This window comes from Rhizobacter sp. LjRoot28, from assembly GCF_964253025.1.
Classification (GTDB): domain Bacteria; phylum Pseudomonadota; class Gammaproteobacteria; order Burkholderiales; family Burkholderiaceae_C; genus Rhizobacter.
Window position 1 is genome coordinate 1246497 of the sequence record NZ_CAXUQC020000001.1, and the last position, 23527, is coordinate 1270023.

Below are 23527 nucleotides of genomic sequence, written 5' to 3' on the forward strand. Positions count from 1 at the left end.
TCGACTGGAAAAGCGGGGGAAAGCTCGGAGTGGTACCCATCCGCCCTCATGGGGCAGTGGGCTGGATGACCTTGAGGCCCTTGAAGAAATCACGGAAGAAGCCGGCGTCGCGGGTGATCAGGGCGTCGCACTGCAGCATGGCGTGCGCACCGACCAGGAAGTCGGCGACCACGCGATCGCGCTTGCCGCCGCGGGCGCGAAAGCGCTTGTTCATGTGGCCAGCCCGCATCGCCGCGGCTTCGCCGACCGGGTCGTAGCGGATACCGAGCTGGCTGAGCGTGTCCATCAGGCTCACGGACGTGTCCAGCATGGACTGCACCTCGGCGACAACGGCTTCGCAGACGACCACGTCGTCGCGGGCGAGTGCGTCACCGATGCAGGTTTCGGAGGCGGTTGCGTACTGCGGGTCGCCGATGAGCACGTCGAACAGCACGGAGGAGTCGACGGCGATCATGGGTCGAGCGGGTCGTTCGGCGCGCGACCGCGCACCGCGCGCATGGCGTCGTCGGTGGAGGTGTAGCCATCGACCAGCTTGAACTTGCCGCGCGCTTCGCGCAGCGCCTTGCTGACGTCCTTGCGCAGGATGATGCGGCCGCCGTCGAGTTCGACCTTGAGGGTCGTCCCCTTGGTGAGCCCGAGCGCATCGCGCACCGCCTTGGGCAGTGTGATCTGGCCGCGCTCGGCGACGGTGGCTTCCATGCAGGCTCCGAACAATTCAGTATGTATGAATTATACGTACCGAATGAGTCCGCAACAAACCCGCTGAGCAGTCCGTTCGGACAAGCGCGTCGCGCGCGTGGACGATCGAGGAGGCAACGCATGCTCGGCCAAAGCCGGAGCGGGCCCGGAGCGTCAGAACGACGAGCGGGCCCTTGGGCGGAGCCGAGGAAGGCCCGGCCCCGGCCAGGGTGCGCGGACCCGCCGCGCCGCCCCGGCAGGTCGACTTACTGCTGGGCGGCCTTGACGGCGACGGACGATGCGCGTTGGTTCTCGTGCACGCAGTCATCGACCAGACGCTGGCCGGCCTTCACGTCCATCAGCATGGACTTGTTGGCGATCTGGATCAGCAGGGTGCGGCCGGTGACGTCTTCCAGGCGGAGGGCGCCGGTGTCGGACAGCACGGGCTTCATCGTGTACGTCTTGGACTTGAAGCCGACATCGACGTAGCCGGGGGTCTTCGTGTTCTTGGCCACTTCGATCGTCTGCTTGAAGTCGCATTCGTAGCTGCCGAGGTGGGTGCGCTCGGCGGCGGCCATCTGCGTGGCATCAGCTTCGGGGAGCTGCTTGGCGGCCGGGGCGGCGGCCTTCTTCTTGGCCGGGGCGGCCTTCTTCTGGGCCGCCGGCTTTGCGGCAGCCGGCGCAGCAGCCTGCTGGGCCAGGACGGAGGCGCTGGAGAAGGCAAGGGCAGCGGCAAGGGCGGCGATACGGATCATCGGGAACTCCGGGAGAAATGGTGAAAACGGATCGGATTGTGAGCCGCCGACCCCGTGCGGTGGATGAGGGTCGATCCCGTTTTGCAACAAAGTGCAGGGATTTTGCGCCGGCGTGCAAGGCTTGGAAAGTCGGCGCGGCGCATCCGCTGCAGGTGACCGCCGGCGCGGGGCCGGCGGGGGTGTGCGCGAAGTCACGATCGGCAGCCGCCGCGAGCCGGCAGCGCTCGGGAAGGGTGTGCTAGCGGCGAGCCTCAAGCCGCGCCGAGCGCGGAAACATTTGCTTGACGCCTGTGACCTCCACGAGACACCTGGTCAGGCGCGGTCGTCGCCGAAGAAGGCTTCGCGGACTTCGGCGGGCAGCGGCTGCCCCGTGCGATGGGCGCGCGCGAGAACGTCCCAGAAGTAGCGGTAGCTCGCCCGATCGTGCAGCGTGTCGCGGTGGCTGATGGGCGCCCATCCCGCGGCCTGTGCTGCCATCAGGATTTCGGTGGCGAGGTCGGTCTCGGCCGCCGTGGGGGCGAAGGCCTCGATGATCGGGGTGATCTGGTCCGGGTGGATGCTCCACATGCGCAGGTAGCCGAGCTGCCGGCAGGCGCGCGTGGCGGCTTCCTGGAGCAGGCTGCGGCGGCGAAATTCAGTGACCACGCAATGCGACGGGACCTTGCCGGCCGCGTGGCAGGCGGCCGAGATCTCGAGCTTGGCGCGCAGCACGAGCGGGTGCTCGAACTGTCCGCCGGCGCTCATGCCGGCCTGCGGGATGGCGCCCCGGTGGGCGGACACGAAGTCCATCAGGCCGAACGAGAGCGATTCGATGCGGGGCAGGGCGGCGATGGCGAACACGTCACGCAGGCCGCCGTGCGTCTCGATCAGGGCGTGGACCGGCAGGGCGCGCGTCACCCCGTGCCGGCTGCAGGCATCGTCGACGGCGGCGATGGCGCGCTTCGCCTGGCCGAGGTCGGCGACCTTCGGAACCATCAGGTAGGCGAGCCGGGCCCCGGCTGCCTTCACCAGCACGTCCAGCTCCCGCTCGAATGCCGGGTGGTCGACGGGGTGGACCCGTGCGCCCACGCGCCCGTTACGATTCGCCGCCGACATCACCAGTTCGCCGACCAGCGCCGCGTGTTCCAGTTCGCCGCCCACCGGTGCGCCGTCCTCGCAGTCGAGCGTGACGTCGAACACCGGCCCGCGCTCCGCCTGGAGGTCCAGGCTCTTGCGCATGCGCTCGGGCACGCCCGAGTAGTGATCGCAGACGGGCAGCGTCGGCGCTCGCTCGGAGGCCTCGAACAGGGCGTCGCGGGGATGGAGTGCGGCAGCGTTCATGGCGCAGGGTCCTTCAGGCAATGAAAAAAGGCCAGCGGGTGAGCTGGCCTTCGGGGGTGCGGCCGAAGCCGCAGCAGGGCGGGCCCGCTCAGAGCAGGTGCTTGACGCCGTCCTGCTCTTCAGTGAGTTCCTTCAGCGTCAGGTCGATGCGCTCCTGGCTGAAGGCGTCGATGGCCAGGCCTTCGACGATCTTGTACTTGCCATTCTCGGTGGTGACCGGGAAGCCGAAGATGACGTCCTTCGGAATGCCGTACTCGCCGTTGGACGGAACGCCCATCGTGACCCACTTGCCATTGGTGCCCAGGGCCCAGTCGCGCATGTGGTCGATCGCGGCGTTGGCGGCCGAAGCGGCCGAGCTCACGCCACGGGCGGCGATGATTGCTGCGCCGCGCTTGCCGACGGTCGGCAGGAAGGTGTCACGGTTCCAGACGTCGTCGTTGATGGCTTCCTTGACCGACTTGCCGTCGATCGTGGCGAAGCGGTAGTCGGCGTACATCGTGGGCGAGTGGTTGCCCCAGACGGCCAGCTTCTCGATGCCGGCGACCGGCTTGCCGGTCTTGGCAGCGATCTGCGAGGCAGCGCGGTTGTGGTCCAGGCGCAGCATGGCGGTGAAGTTCTCGCGCGGCAGGCTCGGCGCGCTCTTCATGGCGATGTAGGCATTGGTGTTGGCCGGGTTGCCGACGACCAGCACCTTGACGTTGCGCGAGGCGACTTCGTTCAGGGCCTTGCCCTGCACGGTGAAGATCTGGGCATTGGCGCTCAGCAGGTCCTTGCGCTCCATGCCCGGGCCGCGGGGGCGGGCGCCCACGAGGATGGCGTAGTCGGTGTCCTTGAAGGCGGCCTTGGCGTCGCTGTGGGCTTCGATGCCGGCGAGCAGCGGGAATGCGCAGTCCTCGAGCTCCATGATCACGCCCTTCAGCGCGTTCTGGGCCTTCTCGTCAGGGATCTCCAGCAGTTGCAGGATCACCGGCTGGTCCTTGCCCAGCATCTCGCCGGAGGCGATACGGAACAGGATGGCATAGCCGATCTGGCCGGCAGCACCGGTGACAGCAACGCGAACGGGTTTCTTGCTCATGGAGGGACTCCGCAGGAAGTGATGGAATTCGTCGGTGGCGCAGGGCGGGCCGGAGCGGTCCGGACAGGCAGCCTCGGCAACCGGGCCAATCCGGAAGTGTAGGCGAGTCTAGGGGGCAACCCAGGGGTCGTCAACGCTCTTATGTCTTATATAAGACATTTGAGGGTGATTCATGGACGCCAGCAGGGGCTTGTGCTGCAATCGTGGACATGGTCTCGTCCTTCACGCCCCTGCCTGCCGATGCGACGTCGGACGGGCCGGCCTTCAGCCCGCTGTACCAGCAGATCAAGACGCTGATCACGCGCAGCCTGCGCAGCGGTGAATGGCGGCCGGGCGAGCTGATTCCGAGCGAGGTCGAGCTCGCGGCACGCTACAAGGTGAGCCAGGGCACGGTGCGCAAGGCCATCGACGCGATGGCCGATGAAAACCTGCTCGTGCGCCGCCAGGGCAAGGGCACCTTCGTCGCGACGCACTCCGAGCAGAAGATCCAGTTCAGATTCCTCCGCCTCAAGGCCGACGACGGCGAGACGGGCAACGTGACACGCCGCGTGATCGACTGCCGCCGGCTGCGGGCGCCGGCCGACGTCGGCCGCGCGCTGGGCTTGAAGTCCGGCGATACCGCCATTCAGTTGCGACGCGTCATGCTGTTCCGCGACGTGCCGGTGGTGCTGGATGACATCTGGCTGCCGGGCGTGCTCTTCAAGGGCCTCACCGCCGAGCGCGTGGCCGAGTACCGCGGCCCGATGTACGGGCTGTTCGAATCCGAGTTCGGCGTGCGCATGATTCGCGCCGAAGAGCAGTTGCGGGCCGTGGCCGCCGATTCCATCGCCGCCGAGCTGCTCCAGGTCAAGCCGGGGACCCCGCTCCTGAGCGTCGAGCGGCTGTCGCTCACCTATGACGACCAGCCTGTGGAGCTGCGTCGCGGGCTCTACAACACCGAGGCGCACTACTACCGCAATGAACTCAGCTGAGCGTGGCAGCCGAGCCGCTTATCGAAAAGCAAGGGCGCAGTCCGCTGCATTGCAATAAAATCCCGAGGTTTACTGTGGCCATCGGCGATTCTTGCGCCGCGTCGGGTCGGGCCTTCTCTTCAGCATCTTTGTCAGAGTAACGAGGTTTTATGTCAGACACCATCAAACAGCGGCCGGGCCCCATGCGCCTCATCGACGCCACCCAGTACCGGCTGCCGCCGGCCGCCTGGGTCTCGATCCTGCACCGCGTCAGCGGCGTGATCATGCTGGCGCTGCTGCCGTTCATCATCTGGCTGCTCGACAAGAGCCTCGAGTCCGACATCACCTACCAGTTCCTCGCCGACGTCTTCGTGGGCGGCCTCGGTTTCGTGCCCGGCTGGTTCTTCAAGCTCGTGGTGCTCGCCCTCATCTGGTCGTACCTGCATCACTTCATCGCCGGCGTGCGCCACCTCTGGATGGATGCCACGCACTCGGTGAGCAAGGAATTCGGCCGCTCATCCGCCTTCGTCACGCTCGGCCTCAGCCTCGCCCTGACGCTCGCGCTCGGCATCAAGCTCTTCATCTGACCCTGACCGGAATCACAGGAACATGACAACCCCGAACTACGGTTCCAAGCGCGTCGTCGTCGGCGCGCACTATGGCCTGCGTGACTGGCTCGCCCAGCGCGCCACTGCCGTCCTGATGGCCCTCTTCACGATCGCGCTGCTGGTGCAGGTGCTCTTCGGTGCCGAGATGGGCTATGCCAAGTGGCAGGGCATCTTCTCGGCCCAGTGGATGAAGCTGCTCACCTTCGTGACGGTCATCGCGCTGCTGTACCACGCCTGGGTGGGCTTCCGCGACGTCCTGATGGACTACGTGAAGCCGGTGGGCGTGAAGCTGGTGTTGCAAGTGGCCACGATCGTGTGGCTGGTCGGATGTGGCGGCTGGGCCGTTCAAGTGCTGTGGAGACTGTAAACGTGAGCGCAACCAATTCTGTGACCAAGCGCAAGTTCGACGTCGTCATCGTCGGGGCCGGCGGCTCCGGCATGCGCGCCTCGCTGCAACTCGCGCAGGCCGGCCTGAACGTGGCCGTGCTGTCCAAGGTCTTCCCGACGCGCTCGCACACCGTCGCGGCCCAGGGCGGCATCGGCGCCTCGCTCGGCAACATGTCCGAAGACAACTGGCACTACCACTTCTTCGACACCGTCAAGGGCTCCGACTGGCTCGGCGACCAGGACGCGATCGAGTTCATGTGCCGTGAAGCCCCGAAGGTCGTGTACGAGCTCGAGCACTTCGGCATGCCCTTCGACCGCAACCCGGACGGCACCATCTACCAGCGTCCGTTCGGCGGCCACACGGCCAACTACGGCGAGAAGCCCGTCCAGCGCGCATGCGCCGCCGCCGACCGCACCGGCCACGCGATGCTGCACACGCTGTACCAGCAGAACGTCAAGTCGCGCACCAACTTCTTCGTCGAGTGGATGGCCCTCGACCTGATCCGCAATGCCGACGGCGACGTCTGCGGCGTGACGGCGCTCGAGATGGAAACGGGTGACATCCACATCCTCGAAGCCAAGACCGTGCTGCTCGCCACGGGTGGCGCCGGCCGCATCTTCGCCGCCTCCACCAACGCCTTCATCAACACGGGTGACGGCCTGGGCATGGCAGCGCGCGCCGGCATCCCGCTGCAGGACATGGAGTTCTGGCAGTTTCACCCGACCGGCGTGGCCGGCGCGGGCGTGCTGCTGACCGAAGGCTGCCGCGGCGAGGGCGCCATCCTGCGCAACAGCAATGGCGAGCGCTTCATGGAGCGCTATGCCCCGACGCTCAAGGACCTCGCACCGCGTGACTTCGTGTCGCGCTGCATGGACCAGGAGATCAAGGAAGGTCGCGGCTGCGGTCCCAACAAGGACTACGTCGTCCTCGACATGACCCACCTCGGCGCCGAGACCATCATGAAGCGGCTGCCCTCCGTCTTCGAGATCGGCCACAACTTCGCCAACGTCGACATCACGAAGGAACCCATCCCCGTCGTGCCGACCATCCACTACCAGATGGGTGGCATCCCGACGAACATCCACGGCCAGGTGGTCGTGCCGAAGAACGGCGTGAACGAGGTGGTGAACGGCCTGTACGCGGTGGGCGAATGCGCCTGCGTGAGCGTGCACGGCGCCAACCGCCTGGGCACGAACTCGCTGCTCGACCTGCTGGTGTTCGGCCGCGCGGCCGGCAACCACATCGTCGACAGCAAGCTCAAGGCTCGTGGTCACCTCGACCTGCCGGCCGACGCCGCCGACTTCACCCTGTCGCGCCTGGCCAAGTACGAGCAAAGCACGACGGGCGAGTACGCCCAGGACGTCGCCAACGACATCCGCGCCACGATGCAGCAGCATGCCGGCGTCTTCCGCACCCAGGCCTCCATGAACGAAGGCGTGCAGAAGATCAAGGACGTCGCCGCGCGCGTGAAGAACATCCACCTGGCCGACAAGTCCAAGGTGTTCAACACCGCCCGCATCGAAGCCCTCGAGGTGGAGAACCTGATCGAAGTGGCGCTGGCCACCATGATCTCGGCTGCTGCCCGCCACGAAAGCCGCGGCGCCCACACCGTGAACGACTACGGCGACTCGGCGCAGTACCCCAACGGCCGCAACGACGTCGAGTGGATGAAGCACACGCTGTGGTACTCCTCCGACCTGCGTCTCGAGTACAAGCCGGTGAACCTCAAGCCGCTGACCGCGGAGTCGATTCCGCCGAAGGTCCGTTCGTTCTGAACGGCCGGTCCTCCCTTAGCGCCCCAGGAAAGAAGTCATGACCAAGCGTGTGTTCCAGATCTACCGCTACGACCCCGACACCGACACCAAGCCGCGCATGCAGACGATCGAGGTCGAACTCGACGGCAGCGAGCGCATGCTGCTCGATGCGCTGATGAAGCTGAAGAAGGTCGACCCGACCTTGTCGTTCCGCCGCTCGTGCCGCGAGGGTGTGTGCGGCTCGGACGCGATGAACATCAACGGCAAGAACGGCCTGGCCTGCCTGACGAACATGCTGTCCCTCAAGGACCCGATCGTCCTGAAGCCGCTGCCGGGCCTGCCGGTCATTCGCGACCTGATCGTCGACATGACCCAGTTCTTCACGCAGTACAACTCGATCAAGCCGTACCTCGTGAACGACGTCATGCCGCCCGAGAAGGAGCGCCTGCAGACGCCGGAGGAGCGCGACGAGCTCAACGGCCTGTACGAGTGCATCCTGTGCGCGAGCTGCTCGACCAGCTGCCCGAGCTTCTGGTGGAACCCTGACAAGTTCGTGGGTCCCGCCGGCCTCCTGCAAGCCTACCGCTTCATCGCCGACAGCCGCGACCAGGACACGGCGGCCCGCCTCGACAACCTCGAGGATCCGTACCGCCTGTTCCGCTGCCACACGATCATGAACTGCGTGGACGTCTGCCCGAAGGGCCTGAACCCCACGAAGGCGATCGGCAAGATCAAAGAGCTGATGGTGCGCCGCACGGTCTGATGTCATGACCGAGCAACTTGTCGATGCCCGTGCGCTGAGCAAGCTGAAGTGGCGATGCCGCAGAGGTTTGCTGGAGAATGACCTGTTCGTGGAGCGCTTCTTCGCGCGCCACGAGGCCACGCTGACGGAGAATCAGATGCAGGGCCTCCTTGCGCTGATGGACCTGTCCGACAACGACCTGCTCGATCTGCTCCTGGCGCGCCGCGAGCCCGAAGGCGAGCTGGACCGTGAGGATGTGCAGCGCGTGCTGCGCGAGCTTCGCGAGCCGGCCGCCTCAGCGTGATCGCACGGCGAGATGAAGAGTGTCTTTCTCGATTTTTTTGTTTCTAAGGAATGCCCATGACCCCGTCTGACGTGAAAGCCACCCTGTCGTTCTCCGACGGCAGCCCCGCGATGGATCTGCCGGTTTACAAAGGCACGGTCGGCCCGGATGTCATCGACATCCGCAAGCTGTACGCGCAGACCGGCAAGTTCACCTACGACCCCGGTTTCCTGTCGACGGCGGCCTGCCAGTCGAGCATCACCTACATCGACGGCGACAAGGGCGAGCTGCTGTACCGCGGCTACCCCATCGAGCAGCTCGCCACCAACTGCGACTACCTCGAGACCTGCTACCTTCTGCTCAACGGCGAACTGCCGAACGAGACGCAGAAGAACGACTTCACCAGCCTCGTCACCGCGCACACGATGGTGAACGAGCAGATGCAGTTCTTCCTGCGCGGCTTCCGCCGTGACGCCCACCCGATGGCCGTCATGACCGGCCTCGTGGGTGGCCTGTCCGCCTTCTATCACGACAGCACCGACATCACGAACCCGGAGCACCGCGAGATCTCGGCCATCCGCCTGATCGCCAAGATGCCCACGCTGGTCGCGATGGCCTACAAGTACGGCATCGGCCAGCCGTACATCTACCCGAAGAACGATCTGTCCTACGCCGCGAACTTCACCCGCATGATGTTCGCCACGCCGTGCGAGGACTACACGCCGAACGACGTCGTCGTGCGCGCGCTCGACCGCATCTTCATCCTGCACGCCGACCACGAGCAGAACGCCTCCACCTCCACGGTCCGCCTGTGCGGCTCGTCGGGCACCAACCCGTTCGCCGCCATTGCGGCCGGTGTGGCTTGCCTGTGGGGCCCGGCCCACGGCGGCGCCAACGAGGCGGCCCTGAACATGCTGGAAGACATCCAGCGTTCGGGTGGCATCGAGAAGATCGGCGAGTTCATCAAGCAGGTGAAGGACAAGAACTCCGGCATCAAGCTGATGGGCTTCGGTCACCGCGTGTACAAGAACTACGACCCGCGCGCCAAGCTGATGCGCGAGACCTGCCACGAGGTGCTGAACGCGCTGGGTCTGCAGAACGACCCGCTGTTCAAGCTGGCCATGGCCCTCGAGAAGATCGCCCTGGAAGACGACTACTTCGTGTCGCGCAAGCTGTACCCGAACGTCGACTTCTACTCGGGCATCGTGCAGCGCGCGATCGGCATTCCGGTCAGCCTGTTCACGGCCATCTTCGCCCTGGCGCGCACGGTGGGCTGGATTGCCCAGCTGAACGAGATGATCGGCGACCCCGAGTACAAGATCGGCCGGCCCCGCCAGCTGTTCAACGGCTCGATTGCGCGGGACGTCAAACCGCTCGCACAGCGCTGAAATCGTTTTGGGAGCCGGTCCGAAACGATTCGAGACCCAAAATGAACGAAACCCCGGCCTCGAGCCGGGGTTTTTGTTGCCAAACGCCTAAAATCGGCAGTTCCCTGCCAGAGCCAACGGAAACGCACGCCATGGGTCGCACGCTGTACGACAAGATCTGGGACGAGCACGTCGTCCACACCGAAGAGGACGGCACCGCCGTGCTCTACATCGACCGTCACCTGGTCCACGAGGTCACCAGCCCGCAGGCCTTCGACGGCCTGGAGCAGGCCGGCCGCAAGGTGTGGCGCCTGTCGGCGAACCTGGCCGTGAGCGACCACAACGTTCCCACGACCGACCGCTCGCACGGCATCGCCGACCCCATCTCCCGGCTGCAGGTCGAAACCCTGGACCGCAACTGCGACCGCTTCGGCATCACGCAGTTCAAGATGAACGACAAGCGCCAGGGCATCGTGCACGTGATCGGCCCGGAGCAGGGTGCCACCTTGCCGGGCATGACGGTCGTCTGCGGCGACTCGCACACGTCCACGCACGGCGCGTTCGGCGCACTGGCGCATGGCATCGGCACCAGCGAGGTGGAGCATGTGCTGGCCACCCAGACCCTGCTGGCCCGCAAGGCGAAGAACATGCTGGTGAAGGTCGAAGGCACGCTGCCATTCGGCTGCGGCGCCAAGGACATCGTGCTCGCGATCATCGGGCGCATCGGCACCGCCGGCGGCACGGGCTACACCATCGAGTTCGGCGGATCCGCCATCCGCGCGCTCAGCATGGAAGGGCGCATGACCGTGTGCAACATGGCGATCGAGGCCGGCGCGCGCGCAGGCATGGTGGCCGTCGACGAGACCACCCTGCGCTACGTGCAGGGCCGTCCGTTCTCGCCCGCCGGCGTGGAGCTTGAGCAGGCGATGGCGTACTGGCGGACGCTCCATTCCGACCCTGACGCGAAGTTCGATGCCGTCGTCGAGCTCGACGCCAGCGAGATCAGCCCGCAAGTCACCTGGGGAACCTCCCCGGAGATGGTGCTGTCCATCGAGGACCGCGTGCCGGACCCGGAGCGCGAGCGCGACGTCAACAAGCGCGGTGCCATCGAGCGTGCGCTGCAGTACATGAACCTGCAGCCCAACAAGCCCATTGCGGACATCACCATCGACAAGGTCTTCATCGGCTCGTGCACCAACTCGCGCATCGAGGACATGCGCGAGGCGGCGGCCGTCGTGCGGCGCCTGGGCCGCAAGCTCGCGCCGAACGTGAAGCTCGCCATGGTCGTCCCGGGTTCCGGCCTCGTGAAGGAGCAGGCCGAGCGGGAAGGGCTCGACAAGGTCTTCCTGGCCGCAGGCTTCGAATGGCGGGAGCCGGGCTGCTCGATGTGTCTCGCCATGAACGCCGACCGCCTGGAGCCCGGCGAGCGCTGTGCCTCCACGTCCAACCGCAATTTCGAAGGCCGCCAGGGTGCGGGCGGCCGCACCCACCTCGTCAGCCCCGCCATGGCGGCTGCCGCGGCCATCGAAGGCCATTTCGTCGACGTTCGACGCCTTGCCTGATCGATGCGTCTCAGAGAGTCCGTTTCATCCACCCCAGAAAGGAACCTGCCATGAAGAAGATCACTGCCATCCTGCTCGCCAGCGTGTCCCTGATGCTCGTCGGTTGCAACACCGTCGGCGGCTTCGGCAAGGACGTCCAGAAGGTGGGCGAAAAGGTCGAAGAGAGCGCCGACAAGAAGAAGTAAGCGGCCCGCCGCGTCTCCGAGGAAATCATGCAAGCCTTTCGCATCCACAAGGGTCTGGTCGTTCCGCTGGACCGTGAGAACGTCGATACCGACGCCATCATCCCGAAGCAGTTCCTGAAGTCGATCAAGAAGTCGGGCTTCGGCCCCAACCTGTTCGACGAATGGCGCTACCTCGACCAGGGCGAACCCGGCCAGGACCCGGCCACGCGCAAGGCGAATCCTGATTTCGTGCTGAACCAGCCCCGCTACCGCGGGGCCTCGGTGCTGCTCACGCGCAAGAACTTCGGTTGCGGTTCTTCGCGCGAGCACGCTCCCTGGGCGCTCGACCAATACGGCTTCCGGGCCATCATCGCGCCGAGCTACGCCGACATCTTCTTCAACAACAGTTTCAAGAACGGCCTGCTGCCCATCGTGCTGCCCGAGCGCGAAGTCGACCGGCTCTTCGACGAGGTCAACGGCTTCGTCGGCTACGAGCTGACGGTCGACCTGGAGCGCCAGGTCGTCATCAAGCCGGACGGCAGCGAACTGCCGTTCGAGGTCGAGGCCTTCCGCAAGTACTGCCTGCTGAACGGTTTCGACGACATCGGCCTGACCCTGCGTCATGCCGACAAGATCAAGGCCTTCGAGTCCGAGCGCCTGCTCCAGAAGCCCTGGCTGGCCCACACGCTCTGAGCGTGGCCAGCCTTCCATCGAAGTGAACTGAAGGACCTGATTCGTGAAGATTGCGATCCTGCCGGGCGACGGCATCGGAACGGAGATCATGGCCGAGGCCGTGAAGGTGCTCGGCTGTCTCGACCTGCGTTTCGAGCTGGAAGAGGCCAAGGTGGGCGGTGCCGCCTACGAGGCCCACGGCCATCCCCTGCCTGAGGCGACCCTGGCGCTCGCCAAGGCCTCGGACGCCGTGCTGTTCGGTGCCGTGGGTGACTGGAAGTACGACAAGCTCGACCGACCGTTGCGGCCCGAGCAGGCCATCCTCGGATTGCGCAAGAACCTCGAGCTCTTCGCCAACTTCCGTCCGGCCATCTGCTACGCCGAACTGACGCATGCGTCGACGCTCAAGCCCGAGATCGTGGCCGGCCTCGACCTGCTCATCATTCGCGAATTGACGGGTGACATCTACTTCGGCCAGCCGCGCGGCCGCCGTGCGTCGCCGGACGGCGCCTTCGCGGGGGCCGACGAGGCCTTCGACACCATGCGTTACTCGCGGCCCGAGATCGAGCGCATTGCCCACATTGCCTTCCAGGCGGCGCGCAAGCGCAACAAGAAGGTGCTGAGCGTCGACAAGGCCAACGTGCTGGAGACCTTCCAGTTCTGGCGCGACGTCGTCACCGAGGTGCACGCCCAGTATCCGGACGTGGCGCTCGAGCACATGTACGTCGACAACGCCGCCATGCAGCTCGTGAAGGACCCGAAGCGGCTCGACGTCATCGTCACCGGCAACATGTTCGGCGACATCCTCAGCGACGAGGCGGCCATGCTGACCGGCTCGATCGGCATGTTGCCGTCCGCTTCCCTGAACGCGAAGAACCAGGGCCTGTACGAGCCGAGCCATGGTTCAGCGCCCGACATCGCGGGCAAGGGCGTGGCCAACCCGCTGGCCACCATCCTGTCGGCGGCCATGATGCTGCGCTTCAGCCTGAACCAGGAAGCCGCGGCCCAGCGCATCGAGGCGGCGGTGAAGACCGTCCTCGGCCAGGGGCTGCGCACCGGGGACATCTACAGCGAAGGCACGCGCAAGGTGGGCACGCGCGAAATGGGGGATGCCGTGGTGGCCGCGCTCAAGGCGCAGCGCTGACTGCCGACATCCAGACACGGATACACGAGTTTTTCGACGAGACGGGACTAAATCTCATGGCTACGAAATTGGTCGGCCTGGTGGGCTGGCGGGGGATGGTGGGTTCGGTGTTGCTGGATCGCATGGCCCAGGAGAACGACTTCGCGCTGATCGAACCCATGTTCTTCAGCACGAGCAACGCGGGCGGCAAGGCACCCTCGTTCGCCAAGAACGAGACGACGCTCAAGGACGGATACGACATCGAGGCGCTCAAGCGCTGCGACATCATCCTGACGGCCCAGGGCGGCGACTACACCACCGAGGTGTTCCCCAAGCTGCGCGCTGCCGGCTGGAACGGCCACTGGATCGACGCGGCGTCCACGCTGCGCATGAAGGACGACGCCGTCATCATCCTCGACCCGGTGAACCTGCCGGTCATCCAGAAGGCCCTGGCCGCGGGCGGGCGCAACTGGATCGGCGGCAACTGCACCGTCAGCTGCATGCTGATGGGCGTGGGCGCCCTCTACAAGGCCGGTCTCGTCGAATGGATGAGCACCCAGACCTACCAGGCGGCCTCCGGCGGCGGCGCCCAGCACATGCGCGAACTGCTGACGCAGTTCGGCACCCTGAACGCCGCGGTCAAGCCGCTGCTCGATGACCCGAAGAGCGCCATCCTCGAGATCGACCGCCAGGTGATCGCCAAGCAGCGCAGCCTGAGCGAAGCCGAGACGGCCAACTTCGGCGTGCCGCTCGGTGGCAGCCTGATTCCCTGGATCGACAAGGATCTGGGCAACGGGATGAGCAAGGAAGAATGGAAGGGCGGCGCCGAGACCAACAAGATCCTGGGGCAGGGCGAGGGCTTCGGGTCGCCGGCGGTGCCCGTCGACGGCTTCTGCGTGCGCGTCGGCGCGATGCGCTGCCACAGCCAGGCGCTGATGTTCAAGCTCAAGAAGGACGTGCCGTTGGCCGACATTGAGCAGATGATCGCCAACGACAACCCGTGGGCGAAGTTCGTGCCGAACACCCGCGAGGCGACGATCCGCCAGCTGACCCCGGTGGCTGTCACGGGCACGATGGACATTCCGGTCGGCCGGGTGCGCAAGCTGGCGATGGGGCCGGAGTACGTCGGAGCCTTCACCATCGGCGACCAGCTCCTGTGGGGCGCGGCCGAACCGCTGCGCCGCATGCTTCGGATTCTGCTCGACGCCTGACCTCGTTGTGGTGCGGCAACAAGCGAATGGTGAAGAACCTGCGCAAAAGCGGGTTCTGTGAAACGTCAGCCAGTGCATTAGCTTGTTTTCGTATGTGGTTGATGTTATTGTGTTTTCCACTGTTAAGCCTTGGGAAACACGGCTGACGCCCGCGCCGCGCCTACAAGAATCCGAAAGCGGTGGGGCTCGCTCGGTTCCACCCCCGTCCAATTGGGAGACGCCTTGAAAAGAAACTCGCTGTTTGCAGGGCGCTTCGCTCTGACCGGGGTGGCACTGGCCACCATGTTGCTCACGTCGGTCGATGCCATGGCTCTCGGTCTGGGGCGCCTCGCCGTCCAGTCCGGCCTGGGCGAGACGCTCCGCGCCGAAATCGACGTCACGAGCCTCACCGCCGAAGAAGCCTCGAACCTGCAGGTGAAGGTCGCCACGCCGGAGGCCTATCGTGCCGCAGGTGTCGACTACAACGCCGTGCTCACGGCCACCCGGGTCACGCTCGAGCGCCGTCCCGACGGGCGTCCGTTCCTGCGCGTGACGAGCGACCGCTCCGTGCAGGAGCCCTTCGTCGACGTCATTCTCGAGATCTCCTGGTCGACCGGCCGCTTGGTGCGCGAGTACACCATGCTGTTCGATCCGCCGTCGACCCGCTCGGCCGCTGCATCGACGCCGGCGCCGTCCACCGCACCGTCGATCTCTCCCGCACGCCCCGACACCAGCGCGTCGCGCGCCCGCCCGGCCCCCGCTCCGCGTGCGCCCGCCGAGGCGTCGACCCCGGCAGCCCCTCGCGCAACGCCCGCCACGCCGGCCCCGGCCCCGCGTGCCGCCGCACCCGTGGATGGCGATGCCTCCGAGAGCGACGAGTACAAGGTCCGTGCCGGCGACACCCTGTCGCGCATTGCCGCGCGCAACCAGCGTCCGGGCGTCTCGCTCGACCAGATGCTGGTGTCGCTGTTCCAGTCCAACCCTGACGCCTTCCTCGGCCGCAACATGAACCGGCTGAAGTCCGGCGCCGTGCTGTCGGTGCCGTCCGCCGAAGAAGCGCGCGCCGTGACAACGGCGGAAGCCCGCCAGTTGATTCAGGCCCAGAGCGCCGACTTCGGCGCCTACCGCCAGCGCCTCGCCGGCGCCGTGCCGGCGGCGGGTGCCGACGGCTCCGCTCGCCAGGCAAGCGGCCAGGTGAAGGCCGAGGTGGATGACCGCAAGCAGGCCGCAGCGCCGTCGCCCGACAAGCTCACGCTGAGCAAGGGTGCCACCAAGGCCTCGGCACCGGAAGCACGCCTGTCCAAGGAGCGCGAGCAGAAGGAAGCCGCCGCCCGCATGGCGGAGCTTGCCAAGAACGTCGAAGACCTGAAGAAGCTGTCGAGCGGCTCGCAAGGTGCCCCCGGTTCTGCAGGGGCCGCCAGCAAGCCGGGCGTGGGCGTCAAGGCGCCCATCGCCACGCCGACCGTGCCGACCCCGGCCCCGAAGGCTTCTGCCCCGGTCGCCGCTCCTGCGCCTGCGCCCGCACCGGCGCCAGTGCCCGCTCCGGCTCCGGCTCCCGCCTCGGCACCCGTGATCGCGGAAGCGCCGATCCCGGCCTCCGAGCCGACACCCGAGACGGCTTCCACGTCGGCATCGGCTGCCGAAGGCATGCCGACCACCCCGGAAACCGCCGCGTCCGAGCCCGAGGTCGTGGCACCGCCGCCACCGCCGAAGCCGGCACCGGTGCCGCCGCCTCCGCCCGAGCCGGACGTCATGTCCTCCGTGATGGATAACCCGCTGGCCCTGGCCATCGGCGGCGCGCTGTTGGCCGCCCTGATCGGCTTCGGCATCTACCGCTTCACCAAGCGCGCCAAGAAGGACAGCGGCGAAACCTCGTTCCTCGAGAGCCGCCTCCAGCCTGACTCGTTCTTCGGCGCGAGCGGCGGCCAGCGCATCGATACCCGCGATGCCAGCGGCGCGTCCTCGTCGATGAGCTATTCGCTGAGCCAGCTCGATGCCATCGGCGACGTCGACCCGGTTGCCGAGGCCGACGTCTACCTGGCCTACGGCCGTGACCTGCAGGCGGAGGAAATCCTGAAGGAAGCCATGCGCGCAAGTCCCGAGCGCCTGGCCATCCGGACCAAGCTGCTCGAGGTCTACGCCAAGCGCCGCGATACCAAGGGCTTCGAGCTCCTGGCCACGCAGCTGTTCGGCCTGACCGGCGGGCAGGGCGAGGACTGGGCCAAGGCCCAGGAACTCGGTCAGCAGATCGAGCCGGACAACGCCCTCTACAAGCCGGGCGGTTCGCCGGCAGGCAACGACGGCGGCGTGCGTCCGTCCGCCGAGCCGCTGGGTGCCAGCACCATGCCGCAGTCCGTGCTGCCGTCGCCGTCCGAGTTCGGCAGCAGCACCGGCACGGTCAGCGGCTTCGACAACAGCGCGTCGGGCGTCGATCTCGACCTCGACCTGGGTTCATTCGACAGCTCGCCGCCGGCCCAGCCGACGTCGCGCGTCACCGAGCGCACCCAGCCGCTGCCGGCCGCCCCGGCCGAAGACCTGTCGGGCGGCATGCGCTTCGACCTGGACGAGCCCTACAGCGCGCCCCCGCCTGCGGCCGCACCGGCCCCGGTGACGTCCTCGGGCGCGATGGAGTTCGACCTGTCGTCCATCTCGCTGGACCTGGGTGGCCCGAACGACGACATCACGCGACCGGCGACGCCGGTGAAGCCGGCCGCTCCCGCGGACGACTTCGGCAGCATCGACCTGGGTGATGTCGGCGGCGACGATGCCGACCCGATCGCTCGCAAGCTTGAACTGGCTGAAGAGTTCCGGCAGATCGGCGACATGGAAGGCGCACGTGATCTGCTCCAGGAAGTCGTGGCGAAGGCCAGCGGCTCGGTGAAGATGCGCGCGCAGGCCATGCTCGACGAGCTCGGTTGAGCGGTCGCCGCGTGGCCCGACGCTGCCGGTCCCGCGCCTTCGCCTGAGGTGCCCGCGTGAGGTTGGCGCTGGGCATTGCCTACAGAGGGCAGGGCTACAGCGGCTGGCAACGCCAGCCGCTCGAACCCACCGTGCAGGGCCGACTGGAGTCGGCCCTGTCTCAATTTGCGGCCACCGCCGTCGAGACGGCCTGCGCCGGCCGCACCGACACCGGCGTGCACGGCTTGAACCAGGTGGTCCACATCGACGCCCCGGTCGATCGCGAACTCAATTCGTGGGTGCGTGGTACCAACCGCTACCTGCCCGACGACATCGCGGTGCAGTGGTGCCGCGCCGTCAGCCCCGACTTTCACGCACGCTACAGCGCCCTGGGCCGCCGCTACACCTACGTACTGCTCGAGTCGGGGGTGCGGCCGTCGGTCGAGGCCGGTTCGGTCGGATGGGTGTTCACCCCGCTGGATGGCGACCGGATGCGCGCCGCTGCGGCCGTGCTGATCGGCGAGCATGACTTCAGCGCCTTCCGTTCCGCGGAATGCCAGGCCAACTCGCCCGTTCGCATCCTCCGCGCCATCGACATCCGGCGCTGCGGGGCCTACTGGCGCTTCGACTTCGACGGCAACGCCTTCCTCCACCACATGATCCGCAACATCATGGGGTGCCTCCTGGCGGTCGGCAGTGGCCGGCGCCCCGTCGGCTGGATGGCGGAGGTGCTGGCCTCGCGCCAGCGCATCCATGCGGCACCGACCTTTTCCCCTGCCGGCCTCTATTTCCGCGGCCCGTACTACGATCCGGCCCTGGCCTTGCCTGACCGGACGCCGGCCATGGACTGGTTGCCCGACTGACCCGGATCGCGGGTGGCCGACGATCATTCCACGGCGGTTCCGGCCCGCGACGCAGCTCTCCCTTGACCGACGCCCACCGGATGACCTCTCGCACCCGCATCAAGATCTGTGGACTGACCCGTGAAGCGGACGTCGACGCCGCCGTGGAGGCCGGCGCCGATGCGATCGGGCTCGTGCTCTACGAGCGCAGCCCGCGCCGGGTCGCGCTCGAGCAGGCCGCCGAGCTGGCGCGTCGCCTGCCGCCGTATGTCACACCGGTGGCGTTGTTCGTGAATGCGGAGCCCTCGCTGCTCCAGGCCGTTGTCTCGGCCATCCCGAATGTCGTGTTCCAGTTCCACGGGGACGAACAGCCCGCGGACTGCCGGGCGGTCGACCGGCCGTACCTCAGGGCGGCGCGCATGGCGCCCGGTTTCGATTTGCTAAACTTCGCCCTTCAGTATCCCGACGCCCAGGGTGTGCTGCTCGACGCTCATGTCGAGGGTTACGGCGGCGGCGGAAAGGCATTTGATTGGTCTCTCATTCCTCAAGGCGTGTCCCGTCCGGTCGTTTTGTCTGGTGGGTTGCATGCCGAAAATGTGATCGAAGGCATTCTCAGGGTGCGGCCCTGGGCCGTTGACGTGAGTTCCGGCGTGGAGTCGGCCAAGGGCATCAAGGATGCCGCGGCCATCCGCCGGTTCTGCAACGCGGTGCGCGAGGCTGACGCCCGCATCGCTGCCACCCCGATCTGACAGAGGATTCCATGACCTACGACCAACCCGACGCCCGCGGCCACTTCGGCCCCTACGGCGGCACCTTCGTCGCCGAGACGCTCATCCACGCGCTCGACGAGCTGAACAAGGCCTACACCGAGGCCCGGCAAGACCCGGACTTCATGGCCGAGTACCGGAGCGAACTCGCCCATTTCGTCGGTCGTCCGAGCCCCGTTTACCACGCCGCGCGCACCAGCCGCGAGCTGGGCGGCGCCCAGATCTACCTGAAGCGCGAGGACCTGAACCACACCGGCGCGCACAAGGTGAACAACACCATCGGCCAGGCCTTGCTGGCCCGTCGCATGGGCAAGAAGCGCGTCATCGCCGAGACGGGCGCGGGTCAGCACGGCGTGGCCACGGCCACCATCTGCGCGCGCTACGGCATGGAGTGCGTCGTCTACATGGGCAGCGAGGACGTGAAGCGGCAGTCGCCCAACGTGTATCGCATGAACCTGCTGGGCGCGACGGTCGTGCCGGTCGAGAGCGGCTCCAAGACCTTGAAGGATGCGCTCAACGAGGCCATGCGCGACTGGGTCACGAACATCGAGACCACGTTCTACATCATCGGCACCGTCGCCGGCCCCCACCCGTACCCCGCCATGGTGCGTGACTTCCAGCGCGTCATCGGTGACGAATGCCTGGTGCAGATGCCGGCCATGCTGGGCGGTGGACGCCAGCCCGACGCCGTCATCGCGTGCGTGGGCGGCGGCAGCAACGCCATGGGCATCTTCTACCCGTACATCGACCAGGCCGGCACGCGCCTGATCGGTGTCGAAGCCGCAGGGGAGGGGCTGGACACCGGTCGCCACTCCGCCAGCCTGATCGCCGGCTCGCCGGGCGTGCTGCACGGCAACCGCACCTACCTGCTGCAGGACGACAACGGGCAGATCACCGAGACGCACTCCATCTCGGCCGGTCTCGACTACCCGGGCGTCGGCCCGGAGCATGCCTACCTCAAGGACATCGGCCGCGCGGAGTATGTCGGGGTGACCGACGCGGAAGCGCTCAAGGCCTTCCACCACCTGTGCCGCACCGAGGGCATCATCCCCGCCTTGGAATCGTCCCATGCGGTGGCCTATGCCATGAAGCTCGCTCCCACCATGCGTCCTGACCAGTCCCTGCTCGTCAACCTGTCCGGGCGAGGCGACAAGGACATCGGCACCGTCGCCGACCTTTCCGGTGCTGAGTTCTACAACCGGCCCTCCGAGGCCGGCCGTGCCGTGAAGGGCGCTGCCGCCCTGAAAGGCCAGGCATGAGCCGCATCGCCGCCTGTTTCCAGGGCCTGAAGGCCCAGGGCCGCCGCGCCCTCATCCCCTACATCGCCGCGGGTGACCCGTTCCCCGATGCCACCGTCGAAATCATGCTCGCGATGGCCGAGGCCGGCGCCGACGTGATCGAGCTGGGCGTGCCGTTCTCCGACCCGATGGCCGACGGCCCGGTCATCCAGCGGGCGGCCGAGCGTGCGCTGGCCCACGGCATCGGCACGCCGCAGGTGCTCGAGTACATCCGCGCGTTTCGCCAGCGAAACAACGTCACGCCGGTCGTGCTCATGGGCTACGCGAACCCGATCGAGCGCTATGACCAGCGCCACGGCACCGATGCCTTCGTGCGCGACGCGGCCGAAGCCGGCGTCGACGGCGTGCTGGTGGTCGACTATCCGCCCGAGGAATGCGAGGTGTTCGCGGCCCGCATGTCCGCCCACGGTCTCGACCCCATCTTCCTGCTGGCGCCCACCTCGACCGAGCAGCGCATGAAGGACGTGGGGCGCATCGCGCGTGGCTACGTCTACTACGTCTCGCTCAAGGGCGTGACGGGCGCAGGGCACCTCGATGTGTCCGCCGTCGCCGAGATGGTGCCTCGCATCCGCGCCCACGTCGGCGTGCCGGTCGGCGTCGGCTTCGGCATCCGGGATGCGGAGACGGCCAAGGCAGTCGGTGCGGTGTCCGACGCGGTCGTCATCGGCTCGCGCCTGATCCAGATTCTCGAAACCCAAACGCGCGACAATGTCGCATCCGAGGCCGCGAAGTTCATCAAGGACATCCGCCACGCCCTCGACACCTTGAAAGGAGCCTCCTGATGAGCTGGCTTGAAAAACTGCTGCCCCCGAAGATGCAGCAGACCGACCCGAGCGAGCGCCGCACGGTGCCCGAGGGCCTGTGGATCAAGTGCCCGTCCTGCGAAACGGTGCTGTACAAGAACGACCTCGAGCAGAACGTCAACGTCTGCCCGAAGTGCGGTCATCACCACCGCATCGGCGCCCGTGCCCGCCTGAACGCCTTCCTCGATGGCGAAGGCCGCTACGAGATCGGCCAGGAAGTCTTGCCGGTCGACGCACTGAAGTTCAAGGACAGCAAGAAGTACCCCGAGCGCCTCAAGGCGGCGATGGAGTCCACCGGCGAGACCGATGCCCTCATCGTCATGGGCGGTGCGGTCCACACCATTCCGGTGGTTGCGGCGTGCTTCGAGTTCGACTTCATGGGCGGCTCCATGGGCTCGGTGGTGGGTGAGCGCTTCGTGCGCGGCGTGGAGACCGCCGTCGACCAGAAGGTGCCCTTCATCAGCTTCACCGCCACCGGTGGCGCCCGCATGCAGGAAGGCCTGCTGAGCCTGATGCAGATGGCCAAGACCAACGCCGCGCTCACGCGCCTGGCCAAGGCGAAGCTGCCTTACGTCAGCGTGCTGACCGATCCCACCATGGGCGGCGTGTCGGCGAGCTTCGCCTTCATGGGCGACATCGTCATCGCGGAACCCAAGGCGCTGATCGGCTTCGCCGGTCCGCGCGTCATCCAGGACACCGTGCGCGAGAAGCTGCCCGAGGGCTTCCAACGCGCCGAATTCCTGGTGCAGAAGGGCGCGGTCGACATGATCATCGACCGGCGCGAGCTGCGCGGCACGATTGCCCGGTCGCTCGCCATGCTGCAGCGCCAGAGCGCCGACGCCGTCGCTTGAGCTGACGGCCCGCTGCGTGTTCCAGGGCGGCTTCGGCCGCCCTTGTCGTTCCCGAACCTACAAGGCCACTGGCCATGCCATCCACCCACCCGTCACGTCCGACCACCCTCGAAGGCTGGCTCGCCCACTGCGAGCGCCTGCACCCCAGCACGATCGACATGACGCTGGACCGCATGGCCGAGCTGAAGACCCGACTCGGGCTGGCATTCACGGTGCCGGTGGTGACGGTGGCGGGCACCAACGGCAAGGGATCCACCTGCGCGATGCTGGAAGCGGTGGGCCTGCAGGCCGGCTACCGCGTCGGCCTCTACATCAAGCCGCACTTCGTGCACTTCGAGGAGCGGTGCCGGGTGAACGGCGCCATGGTGACGGCGGCAGACCTGGTGCCGCACTTCGAGGCCGTGGAGCAGGCGCGGGGCGACATCACGCTCACGTACTTCGAGTTCACGACGCTGGCGATCATGCGCCTGCTGTCGAAGGCCGACGTCGACTTCGTCATCCTGGAGGTCGGCCTGGGTGGCCGCCTTGACGCGGTCAACGTGATCGACACCGACTGCGCCGTGATCACCAGCATCGACCTCGACCACACCGACTACCTGGGCCCGGACCGCGAGTCCATCGGCCGCGAGAAGGCCGCCATCATGCGGCCGGGCAAGCCGGCGATCGTGAGCGATCCGGTGCCGCCGGCGAGCCTCGGGGCCCACGCCGAAGCGGTGGGTGCCGACCTCTGGCAGATCGGCCGCGACTTCAACTACGCCGGCGACAAACAGCAGTGGGGCTGGGCGGGGCGGCACAAGCGCTTCAATGCGCTTGCCTACCCTGCGCTGCGCGGCGCCAACCAGCTGCTCAACGCGTCGGGCGTCATCGCGGTGTTCGAGGCCCTGCGCGACCGGCTTCCCGTCACGGCACAGGCCATTCGCAATGGCCTGGCCATCGTCGAGTTGCCGGGGCGGTTCCAGATCGTTCCCGGCCAGCCCACCGTCGTGCTGGACGTCGCGCACAACCCGCACGCGGTCGCCACCCTGGTGCAGAACCTGGACAACATGCCCTTCCATCCGCGCACGCGGGCTGTGTTCGGGGCCATGAAGGACAAGGACATCGAAGCCATCCTGCGCCGAATGGCCCCGGTGGTGGACGACTGGTTCTTCTGCGACCTGCCGGTGCCCCGGGCGGCAAGCGCCGCGGAGCTGGAGGCCCAGCATGCGGCGCTCGCGCTCAAGGGCCCGGGCCCGGTCCGTGTGTTCCGGCATGCCGACCCCCGCTCGGCGCTGATCGCAGCCCTGTCCGCTTCCGACCCCGCTGATAGAATCGTGGTCTTCGGTTCGTTCTACACCGTCGGTGGTGTGCTCAAGGACGGGCTGCCCCGGTTGAACGCCAAGCACCTGGCCTGACGCGCAGCCGGTGCCCCCTGCGCACCGCGCATGCCGGCCGGTGGCC

The 23527-nt window shown here is 67.1% G+C and carries 24 protein-coding genes; 19 read left to right on the top strand and 5 right to left on the bottom strand.

Annotated features, from left to right (window positions below):
- Positions 1–46: 46 nt before the first annotated feature.
- The 5 genes from ACSQ2F_RS05905 to ACSQ2F_RS05925 form a co-directional block, all read right to left on the bottom strand.
- A complete protein-coding gene (locus ACSQ2F_RS05905) occupies positions 47–454 on the bottom strand; it encodes a type II toxin-antitoxin system VapC family toxin (protein ID WP_436020742.1) in 408 nt (135 codons plus the stop codon).
- Positions 451–699 (bottom strand): AbrB/MazE/SpoVT family DNA-binding domain-containing protein, encoded by a 249-nt coding sequence (locus ACSQ2F_RS05910; RefSeq protein ID WP_436020744.1) that lies wholly within the window; start codon positions 697–699, stop codon positions 451–453. The genes ACSQ2F_RS05905 and ACSQ2F_RS05910 overlap by 4 nt, the downstream gene beginning before the upstream one ends.
- Positions 700–944: 245 nt before the next feature.
- Positions 945–1433 (bottom strand): hypothetical protein, encoded by a 489-nt coding sequence (locus ACSQ2F_RS05915; protein WP_436020746.1) that lies wholly within the window; start codon positions 1431–1433, stop codon positions 945–947.
- A 312-nt stretch (positions 1434–1745) separates the two neighbouring features.
- Positions 1746–2753, bottom strand: a complete 1008-nt coding sequence (locus tag ACSQ2F_RS05920; RefSeq protein ID WP_436020748.1) for an HpcH/HpaI aldolase/citrate lyase family protein — start codon at positions 2751–2753, stop codon at positions 1746–1748.
- A gap of 88 nt (positions 2754–2841) precedes the next feature.
- A complete protein-coding gene (locus ACSQ2F_RS05925) occupies positions 2842–3828 on the bottom strand; it encodes a malate dehydrogenase (protein ID WP_436020750.1) in 987 nt (328 codons plus the stop codon).
- 209 nt (positions 3829–4037) lie between these two features.
- Here ACSQ2F_RS05925 and ACSQ2F_RS05930 point away from each other — a divergent pair, with 209 nt between their 5' ends.
- The 19 genes from ACSQ2F_RS05930 (at position 4038) to folC (ending at position 23481) form a co-directional block, all read left to right on the top strand.
- A complete protein-coding gene (locus ACSQ2F_RS05930) occupies positions 4038–4799 on the top strand; it encodes a GntR family transcriptional regulator (protein WP_436020752.1) in 762 nt (253 codons plus the stop codon).
- A 149-nt stretch (positions 4800–4948) separates the two neighbouring features.
- Entirely contained in the window at positions 4949–5365 is a 417-nt protein-coding gene (gene sdhC, locus ACSQ2F_RS05935; protein ID WP_436020754.1) for a succinate dehydrogenase, cytochrome b556 subunit, read from the top strand.
- A 22-nt stretch (positions 5366–5387) separates the two neighbouring features.
- Positions 5388–5753, top strand: a complete 366-nt coding sequence (gene sdhD, locus ACSQ2F_RS05940) for a succinate dehydrogenase, hydrophobic membrane anchor protein (RefSeq protein WP_436020756.1) — start codon at positions 5388–5390, stop codon at positions 5751–5753.
- Between the two features lie 71 nt (positions 5754–5824).
- Entirely contained in the window at positions 5825–7549 is a 1725-nt protein-coding gene (gene sdhA, locus ACSQ2F_RS05945) for a succinate dehydrogenase flavoprotein subunit (RefSeq protein ID WP_436026744.1), read from the top strand.
- A gap of 37 nt (positions 7550–7586) precedes the next feature.
- Positions 7587–8291 carry a succinate dehydrogenase iron-sulfur subunit gene (locus ACSQ2F_RS05950; protein ID WP_436020758.1) on the top strand — a complete coding sequence of 235 codons (705 nt, stop codon included), beginning with the start codon at positions 7587–7589 and terminating at the stop codon, positions 8289–8291.
- A 4-nt stretch (positions 8292–8295) separates the two neighbouring features.
- Entirely contained in the window at positions 8296–8574 is a 279-nt protein-coding gene (locus tag ACSQ2F_RS05955) for a succinate dehydrogenase assembly factor 2 (RefSeq protein ID WP_436020760.1), read from the top strand.
- A gap of 56 nt (positions 8575–8630) precedes the next feature.
- Positions 8631–9941: a citrate synthase gene (gltA, locus tag ACSQ2F_RS05960; protein ID WP_436020762.1), complete on the top strand. Its 1311-nt coding sequence runs from the start codon at positions 8631–8633 to the stop codon at positions 9939–9941.
- Between the two features lie 131 nt (positions 9942–10072).
- Complete coding sequence (gene leuC / locus ACSQ2F_RS05965; RefSeq protein WP_436020764.1) at positions 10073–11482, top strand: 3-isopropylmalate dehydratase large subunit; 1410 nt, start codon at positions 10073–10075, stop codon at positions 11480–11482.
- 50 nt (positions 11483–11532) lie between these two features.
- The gene (locus ACSQ2F_RS05970; RefSeq protein WP_436020766.1) at positions 11533–11667 is read left to right on the top strand and encodes an entericidin A/B family lipoprotein; all 135 of its coding nucleotides are present in this window, start codon (positions 11533–11535) and stop codon (positions 11665–11667) included.
- A 27-nt stretch (positions 11668–11694) separates the two neighbouring features.
- The gene (gene leuD / locus ACSQ2F_RS05975; RefSeq protein WP_436020768.1) at positions 11695–12339 is read left to right on the top strand and encodes a 3-isopropylmalate dehydratase small subunit; all 645 of its coding nucleotides are present in this window, start codon (positions 11695–11697) and stop codon (positions 12337–12339) included.
- A gap of 43 nt (positions 12340–12382) precedes the next feature.
- Positions 12383–13462, top strand: coding sequence for a 3-isopropylmalate dehydrogenase (leuB, locus tag ACSQ2F_RS05980; protein ID WP_436020770.1), 1080 nt, complete (start codon positions 12383–12385; stop codon positions 13460–13462).
- Positions 13463–13518: 56 nt separating this feature from the next.
- The gene (asd, locus tag ACSQ2F_RS05985) at positions 13519–14652 is read left to right on the top strand and encodes an aspartate-semialdehyde dehydrogenase (protein ID WP_436020772.1); all 1134 of its coding nucleotides are present in this window, start codon (positions 13519–13521) and stop codon (positions 14650–14652) included.
- A 222-nt stretch (positions 14653–14874) separates the two neighbouring features.
- Positions 14875–17550 carry a FimV/HubP family polar landmark protein gene (locus ACSQ2F_RS05990; RefSeq protein ID WP_436020774.1) on the top strand — a complete coding sequence of 892 codons (2676 nt, stop codon included), beginning with the start codon at positions 14875–14877 and terminating at the stop codon, positions 17548–17550.
- 56 nt (positions 17551–17606) lie between these two features.
- On the top strand, positions 17607–18392 hold the full coding sequence (gene truA / locus ACSQ2F_RS05995; protein WP_436020776.1) for a tRNA pseudouridine(38-40) synthase TruA: 786 nt from the start codon (positions 17607–17609) through the stop codon (positions 18390–18392).
- 80 nt (positions 18393–18472) lie between these two features.
- On the top strand, positions 18473–19120 hold the full coding sequence (locus ACSQ2F_RS06000; RefSeq protein WP_436026746.1) for a phosphoribosylanthranilate isomerase: 648 nt from the start codon (positions 18473–18475) through the stop codon (positions 19118–19120).
- Between the two features lie 11 nt (positions 19121–19131).
- Positions 19132–20397 carry a tryptophan synthase subunit beta gene (trpB, locus tag ACSQ2F_RS06005; RefSeq protein WP_436020778.1) on the top strand — a complete coding sequence of 422 codons (1266 nt, stop codon included), beginning with the start codon at positions 19132–19134 and terminating at the stop codon, positions 20395–20397.
- Positions 20394–21218 carry a tryptophan synthase subunit alpha gene (trpA, locus tag ACSQ2F_RS06010; RefSeq protein WP_436020780.1) on the top strand — a complete coding sequence of 275 codons (825 nt, stop codon included), beginning with the start codon at positions 20394–20396 and terminating at the stop codon, positions 21216–21218. Before trpB ends, trpA begins: the two co-directional genes overlap by 4 nt.
- Entirely contained in the window at positions 21218–22090 is an 873-nt protein-coding gene (gene accD / locus ACSQ2F_RS06015) for an acetyl-CoA carboxylase, carboxyltransferase subunit beta (RefSeq protein WP_436020782.1), read from the top strand. Before trpA ends, accD begins: the two co-directional genes overlap by 1 nt.
- A 74-nt stretch (positions 22091–22164) precedes the next feature.
- Positions 22165–23481, top strand: a complete 1317-nt coding sequence (gene folC / locus ACSQ2F_RS06020; protein ID WP_436020784.1) for a bifunctional tetrahydrofolate synthase/dihydrofolate synthase — start codon at positions 22165–22167, stop codon at positions 23479–23481.
- The last annotated feature ends 46 nt before the right edge of the window (positions 23482–23527 follow it).